This is a genomic window from Priestia sp. MDV22-iso46, assembly GCF_058629175.1.
Window position 1 is genome coordinate 773,727 of sequence record NZ_JBZVWT010000002.1, and the last position, 15,711, is coordinate 789,437.

14 protein-coding genes and 1 other annotated feature are annotated in these 15,711 nt (G+C 38.8%); of the genes, 10 read left to right on the top strand and 4 right to left on the bottom strand.

Annotated features, from left to right (window positions below; translation table 11 throughout):
* Positions 1-25: 25 nt before the first annotated feature.
* The gene (locus tag AC4NPH_RS15895) at positions 26-592 is read left to right on the top strand and encodes a TetR/AcrR family transcriptional regulator (RefSeq protein ID WP_075419365.1); all 567 of its coding nucleotides are present in this window, start codon (positions 26-28) and stop codon (positions 590-592) included.
* Positions 593-961: 369 nt separating this feature from the next.
* Complete coding sequence (locus AC4NPH_RS15900) at positions 962-2,188, top strand: DUF819 family protein (RefSeq protein WP_013058639.1); 1,227 nt, start codon at positions 962-964, stop codon at positions 2,186-2,188.
* A gap of 42 nt (positions 2,189-2,230) precedes the next feature.
* On the opposite strand, the gene AC4NPH_RS15905 is transcribed toward AC4NPH_RS15900, so the two are convergent.
* The gene (locus AC4NPH_RS15905) at positions 2,231-3,601 is read right to left on the bottom strand and encodes an amino acid permease (protein WP_029323851.1); all 1,371 of its coding nucleotides are present in this window, start codon (positions 3,599-3,601) and stop codon (positions 2,231-2,233) included.
* Between the two features lie 67 nt (positions 3,602-3,668).
* Positions 3,669-3,900: a binding site (T-box leader), on the bottom strand.
* 237 nt (positions 3,901-4,137) lie between these two features.
* On the opposite strand from AC4NPH_RS15905, the gene AC4NPH_RS15910 reads away from it, so the two are divergent.
* The 7 genes from AC4NPH_RS15910 (at position 4,138) to AC4NPH_RS15940 (ending at position 11,483) form a co-directional block, all read left to right on the top strand.
* Complete coding sequence (locus AC4NPH_RS15910; RefSeq protein ID WP_418055127.1) at positions 4,138-5,022, top strand: DUF4405 domain-containing protein; 885 nt, start codon at positions 4,138-4,140, stop codon at positions 5,020-5,022.
* A 109-nt stretch (positions 5,023-5,131) separates the two neighbouring features.
* Entirely contained in the window at positions 5,132-5,317 is a 186-nt protein-coding gene (locus AC4NPH_RS15915; protein WP_013058636.1) for a Fur-regulated basic protein FbpA, read from the top strand.
* A 195-nt stretch (positions 5,318-5,512) separates the two neighbouring features.
* Positions 5,513-6,640 carry an NADH-dependent flavin oxidoreductase gene (locus tag AC4NPH_RS15920; RefSeq protein ID WP_013058635.1) on the top strand — a complete coding sequence of 376 codons (1,128 nt, stop codon included), beginning with the start codon at positions 5,513-5,515 and terminating at the stop codon, positions 6,638-6,640.
* Between the two features lie 151 nt (positions 6,641-6,791).
* On the top strand, positions 6,792-7,691 hold the full coding sequence (locus tag AC4NPH_RS15925) for a DMT family transporter (protein ID WP_491938809.1): 900 nt from the start codon (positions 6,792-6,794) through the stop codon (positions 7,689-7,691).
* Between the two features lie 52 nt (positions 7,692-7,743).
* Positions 7,744-8,097 (top strand): cupin domain-containing protein, encoded by a 354-nt coding sequence (locus tag AC4NPH_RS15930; RefSeq protein WP_013058633.1) that lies wholly within the window; start codon positions 7,744-7,746, stop codon positions 8,095-8,097.
* Between the two features lie 407 nt (positions 8,098-8,504).
* The gene (gene ltaS / locus AC4NPH_RS15935; RefSeq protein WP_491938810.1) at positions 8,505-10,427 is read left to right on the top strand and encodes a lipoteichoic acid synthase; all 1,923 of its coding nucleotides are present in this window, start codon (positions 8,505-8,507) and stop codon (positions 10,425-10,427) included.
* 87 nt (positions 10,428-10,514) lie between these two features.
* Positions 10,515-11,483, top strand: a complete 969-nt coding sequence (locus AC4NPH_RS15940) for an LCP family protein (protein WP_013058631.1) — start codon at positions 10,515-10,517, stop codon at positions 11,481-11,483.
* Positions 11,484-11,520: 37 nt separating this feature from the next.
* Here AC4NPH_RS15940 and AC4NPH_RS15945 read toward each other — a convergent pair whose 3' ends face one another.
* Positions 11,521-12,102 carry a YitT family protein gene (locus AC4NPH_RS15945; RefSeq protein WP_013058630.1) on the bottom strand — a complete coding sequence of 194 codons (582 nt, stop codon included), beginning with the start codon at positions 12,100-12,102 and terminating at the stop codon, positions 11,521-11,523.
* Between the two features lie 200 nt (positions 12,103-12,302).
* On the opposite strand from AC4NPH_RS15945, the gene AC4NPH_RS15950 reads away from it, so the two are divergent.
* Positions 12,303-12,800, top strand: a complete 498-nt coding sequence (locus tag AC4NPH_RS15950; RefSeq protein WP_491938811.1) for a GNAT family N-acetyltransferase — start codon at positions 12,303-12,305, stop codon at positions 12,798-12,800.
* Positions 12,801-12,827: 27 nt separating this feature from the next.
* Here the strand turns inward: AC4NPH_RS15950 and AC4NPH_RS15955 are convergent, their stop codons facing one another.
* Together AC4NPH_RS15955 and AC4NPH_RS15960 are read right to left on the bottom strand one after the other, a co-directional pair.
* A complete protein-coding gene (locus AC4NPH_RS15955; RefSeq protein WP_491938812.1) occupies positions 12,828-13,541 on the bottom strand; it encodes a YoaK family protein in 714 nt (237 codons plus the stop codon).
* 123 nt (positions 13,542-13,664) lie between these two features.
* On the bottom strand, positions 13,665-15,707 hold the full coding sequence (locus AC4NPH_RS15960; RefSeq protein WP_491938813.1) for a catalase: 2,043 nt from the start codon (positions 15,705-15,707) through the stop codon (positions 13,665-13,667).
* Between the last annotated feature and the right edge of the window lie 4 nt (positions 15,708-15,711).

Sequence of the window (15,711 nt, forward strand, 5' to 3'; positions counted from 1 at the left end):
ATTATAATAGGGGAGGCATCGTTTTGTGAAGAAAGCAAATGCACGCGATAAGATTTTAGAAACAGCATCGCGGCTTTTTCAGCTGCAAGGCTATCATGCAACAGGATTAAATCAAATTATTAAAGAGAGTGGGTCGCCAAAAGGGTCTCTTTATTATTATTTTCCAAAAGGGAAAGAAGAACTGGCGATTCACGCTGTTCAATATACGAATAAATACGTACAAGTTCAAATTAAAGAAAGTCTAAATAAATCTTCTGACGCAGCGCAGGCTATTCAGTATTTTATTGAAGAATTGTCCAAGCAGTTTGAACACGAAGAAAGTATTGCTGGTATGCCTGTTGGACTGCTGGCTGGAGAAACGGCTCTTATTAATGAACCGCTGCGCGAAGTCTGCTACGCAGCGTTTCAAGATTGGGAAAAACTTTTTAGAGAAAAAATGATAGAGAGCGGATTTCAAGAGAAGCAGGCAGGAGAGCTTGCAGTTGTGATTAACTGTATGATCGAAGGAGGAATCTTGCGTTCGTTAACAGAGAAAACAAGCGCTCCTTTGCAGCAGATTCAGCAGCAGATTCCAGTGCTTGTTCGTAAATAAAAAGTGAGGCTGGGACATCACAAAATGAATCTAATCTAAAGACTAACAATCGGGATACATGAGCTGAACTGCTTGTGACATCGCTGTTGATTTCCGTGCAAGGCTTCGCTTTCCCCGCAGGAGTCTTCGCCTTGTCCTATAATCAACAGCTAGAAGTAGTTACCTACATGAAACCTACGTTCACTATAATCATAAAAAAACACGAACTATTCATCCTTTTTGATAGATAGTTCGTGTTTCACTTTAACTAAACTATTATGTCCTCGATTCTTTTTTATAGATTGACGGAATTTGGCATATATTGATAAAATTTAAAGATATATTTTCTGAAAATTCTATTTCTTACAAAGAGAAAGAAAGGAGTAGCTTGTGATTTTTACTATTATTCAAGCTGATGATACGTGGGCACTATGGGGAATTTTAGCAATTTGGGCTTCTGTTAGTATTTTTCTCGAACAAAAGTATAAGTGGGCTTCTTTTCTGTCAGGAGCTATTATTGCGCTAGCAGGAGCGCTTATCCTATCAAATTTAAAAATCATTCCAACAGAGTCGCCGGTTTATGATGCGGTTTGGGCGTATCTAGTACCGCTTGCCATTCCATTATTGTTATTTCAAGTCAATATGAAAGAATTATTTCAAGAAAGCCGGAAACTGCTTTTTATTTTCTTAATCTGTGCAGTAGGAACGGTCATAGGGAGCACGGTAGGCTTCTTGTTATTAAAAGATTATATTCCTGAACTAGCAAAAATTGCAGCTGCTATCGGCGCTTCTTATGTAGGTGGAGGGGTTAACTTTGCTACCGTTACGGCCAAATTTGAACCATCAAGTCAAATGGTTTCGGCGACGGTGGTTGCTGATAATATGGTCATGGCTTTGCTGTTTGCCGTGTATATGTTTGTTCCTTCTATGAAGTTTTTTAGGAAACATTTTAAGACACCTCATATTCAAGAAGTAGAGGCTGGGCAATATGGAGAAAATGATCGTCATACGCTTGCAGAAAAATATTGGGCGAAAAAAGAAATTTCGTTAAAAGACGTGGCGGCTTCAATTGGTACATCATTTTTTCTAGTGGTTGCATCGTTTAAATTAGCCGAATGGTTTGGAACAATCATTCCAACTGGTCCAAATGTTTCGGTAGTTCAAACGTTATTACATACTATTTTGAGCGAAAAATATTTATTGCTTTCCACACTTACGTTTCTTGTCATTTATCTGTTTCCTTCTTATTTTAAAAACATTAGCGGAAGCCAAGAAATCGGCACGTACTTCATTTATATTTTCTTTGTTGTCATTGGAGTGCCGGCGTCCATTCCATTAATTGTTGAAAAAGCACCGCTTTTGATTCTATTTGTGCTCATTGTGGGAATGAGTAATTTAATTGTGGGGCTGCTTTTAGGAAAAGTATTTAAAATTGATTTAGAACATATTTTACTGGCGAGCAATGCAACGGTAGGGGGACCTACGACAGCAAGTGCAATGGCGATTGCTAAAGGATGGGGAAGTTTGGTTGGTCCTATCTTGGTAGTAGGAACGCTTGGCTATATTATTGGTAACTATATCGGCTTTGCACTTGGCTATTGGTACTTAACATTTTAAATAAAAAAACGCCGCCTCTGATGACTCAAAGGAGGCGTTTTTTTATTTAGCGTGCTTGACTGCTGATGATCGATAAAAGCGGCCTTTAAAGATATACGTAGCTGTAATAAATAAATAGATAGCCAGTGTAATAGTCGTAATAACAACGGAGGTTGTGCAGATAACACCAATTAAAATAGCGCTTAGTGCAATTAGGGCAGCCCACGTCGTATAAGGAAACCATTTAACAGAGTAGCTGCTCGATGCTTCTGGCTGAACTTTGCGGGACTTTAAGTGTGCGATCGCAATAATCAACCAAATAAACAACACGGTATATCCTAAGGATCCCATCAAATAATCAAATGTTTTACTTCCTGCAAATAAGGAAATCAACACGCCCACATAAAGGGATGATGTACACATTAAGATTGCATAGACAGGAACTTTGTTAACAGAAAGTTTCGAAAATATCTTCGGCACTCGACCGTCTACTGCTTGCGTATATAAAATACGTGATGAACCGTAAAGTCCTGAGTTCATTGAAGAAATAACGGCTAACAAGATCACGGCATTCATAATATGATCTGCTCCGGGAATTCCAATCATGTTAAATACCATCACAAAAGGACTTTGAGAAACGCCGTTCACTTCATTCCAAGGAATCAAGCTCACGATGATAAAAAATGGGAACAGATAAAAAGCAATGATGCGCGTTAATGTGCTGCGCACAGCTTTTGGTACTACTTTTTCAGGGTTTTTTGTTTCAGCTAGCGTCACCCCGATGATTTCAGTTCCACCGTAAGAGTAGATGACAACTAGCATCGCTGTAATTAACCCAGTTGGTCCTTTAGGGAAGAAACCGCCGTGATCACTTAAATTCGAAAAACCCGCTGCGGTATGGTGACCAAATGATACAAATAGTAATAGAAGTCCAGCGATGATAAAGATCACAATGACCGTAATTTTAATTAAGGCTAACCAGTATTCCGTTTCAGCAAATGCTTTAACCGAAAGCAAGTTAATAACTGTGACAATAACGGATACGCCTAAAGCAAGCATCCAAATTGGATAATCAGGAAGCCAGTACTGAATAAAAATAGCTGCTACAACGGCTTCAGCTGCAATGTTTAACACCCACATTTTCCAGTAAATCCAGTCTAAAAAATAAGCGGGGTAGCTTCCTAAAATCGACTGAACTAAATCACGAAACGTTCGTGCGTCACTGTTTCGAACCGCCATTTCAGCAAGACCTTGCATAATGAATAGTAAAATAATTCCGCCAATTAAATAAGCAATGATAACTGATGGTCCTGCCATATCAATAGCTGAGCTGCTTCCTTTAAATAAACCAGCGCCAATTGCTCCACCTAGCGCCATCATCATAATGTGACGTGAAGTCATTGTTCGCTGTAAACCTTGGTTGTCCTTCTTCATGACTTTTCCCTCCACTTTTTTATAAAATAAAAAAAGCTTATCGTCTCCTACCTCATTATCAAATGAGAGAAGAGACGATAAGCTTTAGCTAACCGCGGTACCACTCTTGTTGGCTCTTAAAGAACCCTGCTTAAAACCTGATAACGAAGGTTAGACGTTAAAACTTAGAGAATACTTCTGCATTCTTTCTGAATTACCACTCCTGGGCGAGTTCAAAGTATTATTGGACTACGTTGCACCAACCCGTAGCTCTCTTGACCGAATAATAAGCTTCTACTACTCCCAATCGCTGTGTTTTTGATTAAAATCTGAAAGTTCTTGATGAATAACCATTACTATACGTGCTTCTTTTTTCTTTGTCAACAGCTATTTTTTAAAAAATAAAATGATGGAACTTTGGTTTTTTTAGAACTCAGGACTGGTTATTTTGGTAAAAAAATCAGTCGTTTCACCTAATTTTCACCAACTCTGCTTACATTAAGAAATATGAAAAAGAGGTTGTTTTGACAAATACATAGGTGAGGAGAATGAATAGAGTGAAAAAGATGATGTATGTCCGGTTTGGACTGGATCTTTTAATGGCCGTTACGTTTGTTTTATTTTTTAACAAACAAGTATTGGGAGGGTTAACGTTTCATGAAATTGCGGGGCTAGCGATTGCCGTCGCGTTTTTTACCCACGTGCTGCTAAACTGGCAGTGGGTAAAGAGAGTTACGGTTAAATTATTTGACCGCAAGCTTCCGCGCAGAACAAAGTTCGGTTATTTTTTTAATATCATGCTGTTGATTACGATGTCATTTATTATGATTAGCGGTATTTTTATTTCAAGAGTAGTATTTCCGAATATTAATATTGGTAATGAACAGTGGTTTAAGGTTTCGCATATTTCAGTATCATTTTTAGTGTTAATTTTAGTAGCCGCTCACATAGGCCTTCATTGGCAATGGGTTATAAATGTATGTAAAAATATGACGAAATTCCAAAAGTCAAAGAAAAGCTTGAACATAGCAGCTAAGCTCGCAACCGTTGCACTGTTAGTCGTTGGCATATACGAAATAAATGAGACGGGTTTTCTTGGAAAGCTTGGAGGAGTAACGAGAGTGCTGAATTTAAGTTCCTCAGATATGCCGCAAAAAGGCGGTGGGAAGCCGGATTTTGATCGCCATTCATTTAGCGAGAACAAATCTTCTGCGATGGCATCTGCTGGTCACGAACGTCCGAACTTTGATCACGATGGCGGAGGTTTGGAAAGAGGGATGAAAGGAAAAGAAGGCGGTTTTGAAAGTCCGAATCCTTTTGTTGTAATCGGTACTTATTTTGCTATTATGTCGGTTTTTATTATTGTTATTTATTATATTGAAAAAATATTAGCAGGAGTAAAAAGACGCAAAAAAATGGCGGGTCCGGCTGCGGAAATTTAAAATAAAAAAGCTTTCTATTTCACTGTTTTTTCATCGTACAGAAGTAAAATTATTTATGTAAAAGCGAATGCTTTGCAAAATTAATATGAGATAAACTTAGGTGGTGGAAATGGTGAAACAACACACACAGCCTGAAACGGAACATAAGAAAAATTGGTTTATTAATGCGCTATTGAATTTTGGTATTTATAAAAAAGGAAATCGGCATCTATACGAACTGACACTTCAAGAGTTAGAAGCTCAATATGTAAAAGTAAAAGCATTTATGTATAATCAAGAACCTCTTTCGCAATGATAAAAAGGCACTCAGTGTATGAGTGCTTTTTTATATGAGAAAGTCTTATTCTTTGACAGGCAAAACTGTACAGCTTAAAATAACAGTATATTTTAAAGTTACAGTTTTAAATGACACATATTAGTAGGAAAGAAAACAGTTTCTACCTATAATATGCCAATATTTTTGACCGTATCATTTTTGGAGGGAAATAAAATGACAAATAAAAAGTATGAGCCGCTTTTACAGCCATTTACTTTTTCAAATGGCATCAAATTAGATAACCGCGTTATTCTTGCACCTATGACAAATTTTTCATCAAATGAAGATGGAACAGTATCAAATGCAGAAGTAGACTATTATGTACGACGTTCAAACGGTGTTAGTATGGTCATTACAGCATGTACATACGGAACGCCGAACGGCAAAGGATTTCACGGAGAGTTTGCTGCAGACAGCGATGAAATGATTCCTAGCCTGCGCCGTTTAGCAACAGCAATTAAAGATCAAGGAGCAAAAGCAGTTCTTCAAATTTTCCACGGAGGCCGCATGTGTCCGCCTGAGCTTGTTCCAAATGGAGAGGTTGTTAGCGCAAGTGCTGTTGCTGCAGAACAAGAAGGAGCACCGGTGCCTCGAGAGTTAACAAATGCAGAAATTGAAGGCATTATTCATGATTTTGGTGAGATGACGCGCCGTGCTATTGAAGCAGGATTTGACGGAGTTGAAATCCACGGAGCAAATAACTATTTAATTCAGCAGTTCTTTTCTCCGCATTCTAATCGCCGCGAAGATAAATGGGGTGGCAGCGTGGAAAAACGCTTAACATTCCCGCTAGCAATCGTAGACGAAGTAAAGCAAGCCGTTTCTAAACATGCAAAAGAGCCATTTTTAGTAGGCTATCGCTTCTCGCCAGAAGAGCCTGAAACGCCCGGAATCACAATGGCTGATACGTTGAAGTTAGTTGATGCACTAGCAGAAAAAGACCTTAATTACCTTCACGTATCCCTAATGGAATTCTGGTCAAAACCGCGCCGAGGCGTGGAAGATACTCGTTCACGTATTGAAATTATTCAAGAGCGAGTAGGAAGTCGCGTGCCTGTGATGGGCGTAGGTTCTATTCATACAGCAGACGAAGCAGCAGCAGCTCTTGAAACGGGTATTCCACTGCTTGCGATTGGCCGTGAATTAATTATAGATCCAGACTGGGTTCAAAAAGTCAAAGAAGGCCGCGAAAATGAAATTGTGACAACATTAAGTAAAAAAGATCAGGAAAAGCTTGTCATTCCTGATCCACTGTGGCAAGCCGTTATCAACACGCCAGGCTGGTTCCCGGTTGAAGATTAAAAGAAAGACAGAAAAGCGCAAAGACGATGGGACTGCCCCCGTGTCTTTGCGCTTTTTGCTTCTTCATGGAATAGCGCTTTTGAACCATTAATTTACAAATGGGCTTCTTTATGTTTGAATAATAATAGTTTTCTGAAAGTGAGGTAGAAAAATGAAAGCAGGCCCAATGGTAAAAATGATGGTTTCAATGAGTATTTTTGGTTCAATTGGCTTTTTCTCCACACAAACTGGACTGCCTTCTTTTGATTTAGTATTTGTTCGCTGTATTTGTGCAACGCTTTTTCTCGGAATGTGCTGGTTTGTAACTGGTGAATATAAAAGGGAGAAATGGAATGCCAAAGAAATAAAGCAGATTTTACTGTGCGGAATATTTCTTGTGTTTAACTGGGTATTTCTATTTAAAGCATTTGAAATGATGTCCGTTACGGTAGCTATTTCTGTTTATCAACTTGCGCCCATCTTAGTATTGCTTCTGGGAAGCTGTATCTTTAAGGAGAAATTAACGGTTCTTGGCGTTATGTCTATTTTTATTTGTTTTGTGGGAACAATTCTGATTATTGGGGTGAAGGAACTTACGATTGATGGCTTCATGTCGTCAGGAATACTGTGGGCGCTTTTAGCCGCTTTGTTTTATGCATGCACGACGCTGCTTGGCAAAGGAATTATTCATACGAGTGCTTACGCTGTTACATTTCTTCAGACTTTTTTAGGAATTTTTTTATTATTGCCGTTTGTTCACTTTAATGATTTTCATCTCCTCACAACGGCCAATTGGACAGCGATTTTAGTAACAGGCTTTGTACATACTGGTTTAGTGTATTATTTGTTTTTCGACAGCCTGCGCTACTTAAAAACTCAGGTAATTTCAGTTCTGGTATTTTTAGATCCAGCCGTTGCTATTTTATTAGATACAGCATTCACGGGATTTCGCCCGACGCTTTTTCAGCTTGCAGGCATTGTTTTGATCTTTTTAGGAATGCTTTTTACTTTGAAGCCAAAACCTTCATCTCAAAAAAGTATTTCCAATAGCAAGATTAAAAAGATCACATAGAATTTCTATTTAATCTGCAGGTGCTCATTTATTAGAAAAAGGGGAGCTAGTCATGAAAGTCAGTAAGCAAAACGCAGAACACTATGTGTGGGGAGGAAAATGCGATGGGTGGCACCTAGTGAAAAATAAAGACGTAAGTATTATTCATGAGCGCATGCCCCCTCATACGAAAGAGGTAAGGCATTATCACACGAGAGCACAGCAATTTTTCTTTGTATTAAAAGGAACAGCTGCTCTAGAAGTAGACGGAATTATTTATGATGTAAAAGCACATGAAGGAGTAGAAGTACTTCCATTCATTCTTCATCAAATGATGAATCGTTCGAGCGAGGAGATTGAGTTTCTTGTTATTTCACAGCCTTTTGCACAAGGAGACCGCGTAGCTGTTTATGAAGAGGAAGACTAAGCATAGATAAGTCTATTTTTACTAGTCCTAACAGTAAGCGAAGAATACCGTCCAGTACAATAGTACCTTTTCATTAAGTAAGTGAAATATTATGCCTAATAAATATAAAAATACTTTTATTGCAGAGTAGAAATGTGGTAAATTAATATGTATGCAATATAGGGAGAACAAAATTTACAAATTAACAATTGTGTAATATTAACATCACGATAAAAAATAAGAGATTACAAGTTAATTTGTAAATTTTGTAGATGACTAAAAAAAGAGATGAAGATGATATTGTTTGACAAATTGAATCATTTTCGGGTAATCTTTTGCAGGACGTAACCGTTACGATTTGATGTAGGGGACTTTCCTGAGATTAGCTGAACATGAAATCTCTACTTTTTAGTGAAAGGAATTTGAAAATGAAAAAACTATTTTCAAAGCCGTTGTTTTACTTTTTTATAGCGGTTTTATTCATGTGGATCAAGTCTTACATGTCTTACAAAGTGGAGTTCAACTTAGATATAAGTGACTCAATGCAAAAAACGTTATTGTTTATTAATCCAATTAGTTCAACCCTGATCTTCTTAGGATTAGCATTGTTTGCAAAAGGAAAAAGATCCATCGTTTGGACGCTTATTCTTAGTACAATCATGACGGTCATTTTGTACAGCAATATTTTATATTATCGATTCTTCAATGACTTTGTGACATTGCCTACTTTAACGCAAACAAGCAATGTGGGTCATATGGGAGGCAGTATCGCTGATTTAGTAAAAGCTCACGATATTTTTTACTTTGTAGATATCATTTTACTGATTGTGCTATTGTTTGTTAGAAAAATCGAATGGCCAAAAGCACGTCTTAAATTCCGCTATACGTTCATGGTACTAGCGGCAGGAGCTATCGCTTTTGCAATTAACTTGCACTATGCTGAAAAAGATCGCCCTGAATTATTAACAAGAACATTTGATCGCAACTACCTAGTGAAATATTTAGGAGCATACAACTACACGGTGTATGATGCAGTTCAAACGTTTAAAAACTCAAAGCAGCGAGCATTCGCAAGCAGTGATGACTTAACAACAGTGAAAAACTTCAGTACAAGTCACTATGCAGCTCCAAATATTGAGTATGCCGGTAAAGCAAAAGGGAAAAACATTATTAAAATTCATCTAGAATCATTTCAGTCATTCCTGATTAACTACAAGTTAAACGGGCAAGAAGTAACGCCGTTTTTAAATTCATTAGCAAATGGAAATGAATTTATGTATTTTGATAACTTCTTCCATCAAACAGGACAAGGTAAAACAGCTGATGCAGAGCTTATGATGGATACGTCATTATATGGCTTGCCTCAAGGATCAGCATTTAGCTTAAAAGGCCGCAACACGTACCAAGCAGCACCAGCGATCTTAGATCAAGAGGGTGGCTATACGAGTGCCGTTTTACACGGAGACTATAAAACGTTCTGGAACCGTAATGAAATTTATAAGCAGTTCGGTGTGGATAAATTCTTTGACGCAAGTTATTACAATATGACTGGTGATAACAAAGTAAACTATGGATTAAAAGATAAGCCATTCTTCAAAGAATCTATGCCAATGCTACAGTCATTGAAGCAGCCGTTCTATGCGCATATGATTACATTAACAAACCATTTCCCATTTGTCCTTGATAAAGGCGATGCTAGCATTGAGCCGGCAAACACAGGAGATGGAACGGTAGACCGTTATTTCCAAACGGCTCGTTATTTGGATGAATCACTGCAAGAATTCTTTACAGAGCTAAAAGCTTCAGGCTTATATGACAACTCAGTTATTATGATTTACGGTGACCACTACGGTATTTCTGAAAATCATAACAAAGCAATGGAAAAAGTTCTTGGTGAGAAAATTACGCCATATAAAAACGCTCAGCTTCAACGCGTACCGTTCTTCCTTCACGTACCAGGTGTAAAAGGTGGAGTGAACCATACGTACGGCGGTGAAATTGACGTAGTACCTACGCTTCTTCACTTAGTGGGAATTGATAGTAAAGAGTATGTTCAATTCGGTACAGATTTATTATCAAAAGACCATGATCAGGTAGTAGCATTTAGAAACGGTGATTATGTTTCTCCGAAATACACGTCAATTGACGGCAAGTATTACGATACAAACACAGGAGAAAGAATCACAGCAACAGACGAAGCGAAAGCTTATAAAAAGAAAGTTGGAAGAGAGCTAGAACTTTCTGATAAAGTGTTATACGGTGATTTATTACGATTTAATAAATTAGATGACTTTAAACCGGTCGATCCATCAAAATATATGTATGGAAAAGACCAAGAAACAGAAAAGTAATGTAAGCTTTCACACCATACAATCCAAACAAGCAAGTAGAGGAGCTTTTTAAAAGCTTAGCTACTTGCTTGTTTTATGAGAACTTCATTGAAAAAGAAAGCTGGTGACAGAAACGTGGAGCGAACAAGACGCAAAAGAAGAAGAAGAGTTCGATGGGGCAGAGTGTTCTTTGCTTTGTTGTTTCTTTTTATTATCGTTGGAGGCATATACAGCTATTTCCAATATAAGCAAGGGCTATCGATGGCAAGCGATGGTAAATTTGCGGATGACGGCACGACATTTGAACAGTTTCAAGGCAGTCTCCCAAATAACGGAGAAGTAAATATGCTGCTGTTAGGAAGTGACTCGCGCGGGGAAAAGCATTCTCGTACAGACTCTATTTTAATTGCTCACTACGATTCTAAAAGCAAACACCCGAAAATTGTTTCCCTTATGAGGGATATGTATGTGGATATTCCAGGACACGGCAAGCAAAAGCTGAATGCTGCTTACGCGTTCGGAGGTCCTGAGCTGCTGCGTCAAACGATCAAACAAAATTTTGATATCGATATTAACTATTATGCAGTTGTGGACTTCGAAGGGTTTTCAAAAATTGTAGATACGATTGCACCTGATGGCATTGAAGTAACCGTGCCTCACGATATGTCTTCGGGAATTGGTATGACACTTCACAAAGGTACCCAAGTTTTACACGGTGAACAACTGCTTGGCTACGTACGTTTTCGCCATGATAACATGAGTGATTTTGGACGCGTTCAGCGCCAGCAAGAAGTCGTTTTAAAGCTTAAAGATGAAGCAGCAAGCCTAAACAGCGTGTTTAAAATACCGAAGCTTCTCGGCGTAATGGATCCTTACATCGATACAAATTTAGATACAAAAAGCATGATGCTTCTAGCTAAAGATGTGGTAACAGGAAACATGAAAGATGTTCAAAGCCTGCGACTGCCGTTAGACGGATCATTTGAAAACAAAACGTATAGCGGTGTTGGTATGGTGCTTGATATTGATTTAGATAAAAATAAAGAAGCGCTGCAAGAATTCTTAAATGACAAATAAAGAAAAGCCTCGAGACGCATGTCTCGAGGCTTTTTCCTTATACATAGACGATGATGCGTTTGAATGACGTAATTAAACTGGTCACTATACCAGAGCATACAACAATGAATAATGAATAAATAGCTGTATCGTTTTGAAGCAGTAAAATACCTGAAATAATAATAGATGCGTCAATCACTAAAATGATGATGCCGGGGTTTAAAGATAACCATTTCGCAAGTATCAGAGAAAATAAGTCGACCCCGCCTTGACTTGCGTGCTGCCGGAGCATGATGCCGGTTCCGATTCCGTTAAAAACACCTCCAAGGCAAGCGCTTAAGATAATGGGAAGGTGAAAAATCCCGTGAAGCGGAAACAGCAAATCAATCATAACGGCTGAGAGAACCATGCCATAGATAGCATTTAAAAAATAAGAGCGGTTAAAACCCAGGGCGAGAAGGTAAATCGGCAAGTTTAAGCAAAAAATCATCACACCTACTTTATAGCCAAGTAAATAATTAATGATTAAGCTAATTCCGGTAATGCCTCCTGTTACAAGCTGAAGCGGAAGAATAAAAACGTTAATTCCGATACTAACAAACACACTGCCAATTCCAATTGCAATCAATTTTTTATACATGCTGTCTCATCCTTGTCTATGAATCTCTTTATATGTATATGAAGACAAGCAGAGTTTCAGCACAAAGACCGCTTTAGAAACCATAATGAACGGATTAAATATATGCAAAGGAAGCTGTTTTAAGATGCAAATGTGTTGCATAAACATGGTTCACCATAGACAATAAGAATTAACGAAGAAGGTAAATGGAGGAGAAAAAATTGATCGTTCGAAAAGCTAGAGAAGAAGAAACATCATCTATTGAAACAGTGACGCTTGCTGCTTATGAGCAATATGCAGCTGTAAAATTAGAAGCACACTGGAAAAGATATCGAAAGGGAATTTTACATACCCTGAGTGAAGAAAAGAAATTTGAGTGCATTGTAGCTGAAATCGATGGAGAAATGGCAGGAAGCGTTTTGTTTTATCCCCCAAATACGGATGTATATGGAGGATTGTTAAAACCATTTCCATGGGCTGAAATTCGTCTGCTGGCAGTTGCTCCGTCTCATCGCCGAAAAGGAGTCGCCAATGCGCTTCTTGAAGCGTGTGAAAAAAAATCTCGGGAGCTAGGGTGTTCTTATTTAGGTTTACATACAGATCATTCAATGGAACATGCCATTAAGCTGTACACTAAAAGAGGTTACGTTCGCTTTCCTGATAACGACTTTTATCCGGTAAAAGATTTGCACGTTATGGCATTTAGAAAATCAGTTTAATAAAAAAAGCCTTTGAAATCAATGATTTCAAAGGCTTTTTTGAGATTCTGAATTTAAAATGACAAAAGCGAGAAAAAGAATAGCAGAAGCTAGCCAAACTGCTTTTGTCCCTAGGGTGAAAGTAGAAATAGAACCTAACAATGCGCCGCTCAAAAAAGAGAGGATAATGGCGTTAAAACGAAGGCACTGATAAGCAGCGTTTTCATCGCGTTTGAATATAGCATAGTATGCTGCTTGAGAAGCAGTACGAAGGTTTCCGGTTGTCATGGTTGTATTATATGACCATTTTATCAAAGTTCTAAATGAAGAAACTTGAAGAGCAGCAACAAATGAAATTGTTACTGTAACCAACATATTAGGAACACTAGACGGTAAAAAACCAACGATAATGAGTACGACAATTTCTAAAAGCAATACGATACGAGAAGTATCAGGGAGTACAGATACAAATCGCGGTTGCTTAAATGTTTCGGTTACAGCAACGCCTAGGATAAAGGCTACAATAGGGGGAATATGAAGAAAAGCTTCTGTCCATTGACCTTGCGCTGCCTTTACACCTAATAAGACGATATTTCCACTTTGTGCATTTGCGAATACTCCGTTTCTGCTTATATACGTATAAGCATCAAGAAAACCTCCCACAATAGCTAACAAAATTCCAAGAATAACTGAATTTGCCGTTGCAGCTTTTTTGAATCGTTTCGTTAATTGTAAAAAGTAAGATGATTTGTTTGTGAGCATGTCTTCCTTCTGCCTCCTGAAAATCTAAGATGCATTATCTAGTATAAGCAAAAGAGAAGCTTTTCTTCAATTACTGCGATTTCATATAAAAAAGATAGGGTAGGTCCCTATCTTTTTTGTAATTTATATAACGTGACGATTCCAGTGGCGGTGAGCTGAAATAGCTTCAATAAATTCATCTGTAAAGCGTGTAGTTTCTCCAGTTACGACGCCGGGACTACTATCTAATCCAGCAGCTTGCAGCCACTTAACACCTTCATCCGTCGCGCCAATTGGTTTAAAATGCTTGAATGCTTCTTGAGCAAACGTCAGTGCTTCTTTACGAAACTTCTCATCAACTGACGAACTTCCGACAACATAAACCGCATCGAATAAGACAGAGTCACTTGTTAAGAAGGTGTGCTGTACTTCAAGCTCTGACCCGTCTGTTCCTTTTACGTTTTGGAGGGTTGTGCTTACAATTTCAGGCTGAATGCCCTGTTGTTTTAAACTGTTTAACACCTGTGATAGGTCACTGCTAAAGTCATTAGCTACAATGACAGCTACTTTACGCGTATTCGGCTTTTTAATCGTTTGCTCCTGACTAAGAGCCGGAGATGACTTGGTCACTGGCGCGTCTTCTCCAGATGGAGGCGTTGCACCAATCGCTTGTGCTACTTGTTTAGCTAGCACTGTACTGACGTTGGCAAACATATCAACGACCTGCTGCTGAACAGACTTGCTTTTTACTTTTCCAAGTTCAAAGCTAAAAGCACTGATAATATGCTCTTTTTCAGGGGCGCTCATGCTATTCCAAAATAGCGTTGCCTGTGAAAAGTGGTCTTTAAAACTTTCGCTGCGGCTTCGAACTTTTCTTCCTTCCACTTTTTCTTGATAGTGAGCATAACCGCCTTCTGATTCAGGTACAGGAGCCGGCGTGTTGGTTGCAAGAGAGTTTCTGTGATAGCTGACAGGTCCTTTGTTAATCGTTTGACGTCCGTAACCGTCTCGTTGGTTGTTATGAAACGGGCATACTGGACGGTTGATTGGAAGTTCGTGAAAATTCGGACCGCCAAGACGAATAAGCTGGGTATCTGTGTATGAAAACAATCTTCCTTGTAAGAGAGGATCGTTAGAAAAATCAATTCCCGGTACTACATGCCCCGGATGGAATGCGACTTGTTCCGTTTCGGCAAATACGTTGTCCACATTTCGATTTAAGGTCATTTTTCCAACTAGTTTGACGGGAATGTCTTCTTCAGGCCAAAGCTTAGTTGGATCGAGAATGTCAAAGTCGAATTTAAATTCATCTTCCTCATCTATGATTTGAATGCCTAGCTCATATTCAGGATAGTCTCCGTTTTCAATCGATTCCCATAAATCGCGACGATGAAAATCCGGGTCTTTCCCAGAAATGGTTTGAGCCTCGTCCCAAACGAGGGAATGCGTTCCGAGCACAGGCTTCCAGTGGAATTTGACAAAATGAGCTTTTCCTTCTGCATTAACTAAGCGAAAAGTATGTACGCCGAAGCCCTCCATCATACGCAAACTGCGTGGAATTGCACGGTCTGACATTGACCACATGACCATGTGAGCAGACTCTTGGTTATTGGCGACAAAATCCCAAAACGTATCATGTGCTGAAGCCGCCTGCGGCATTTCGTTGTGTGGCTCAGGCTTAACAGCGTGAATTAAATCCGGAAATTTAATCGCATCTTGGATAAAGAACACGGGAATGTTATTTCCAACTAAGTCATAGTTTCCTTCTTCTGTATAAAATTTTGTTGCAAAACCACGGGCGTCGCGCACCGTTTCAGCTGAACCTTTAGAACCTGCTACAGTAGAAAAACGGACAAATACAGGTGTTTTTACAGACGGATTCTGTAAAAATTTAGCTTTTGTATATTCACTGAGAGAGTCATACAGTTCAAATTCTCCGTGAGCAGCGAAGCCTCGTGCATGAACGATGCGTTCAGGAATGCGCTCGTGGTCAAAATGCGTCATTTTTTCACGGAAATGAAAGTCTTCCATAAGGGTTGGACCACGTTCACCCGCTTTTAAAGAAAATTCATCTTCGGAAAGCTTTAACCCTTGATTGGTTGTGAGCGCTTGGTTTCGATCATCTGTTTTAAACTGCTCGAGCTGTTCTTGCTTGCTTTTTTCATTTACAGGGTGCTTTTTTGTCATACCT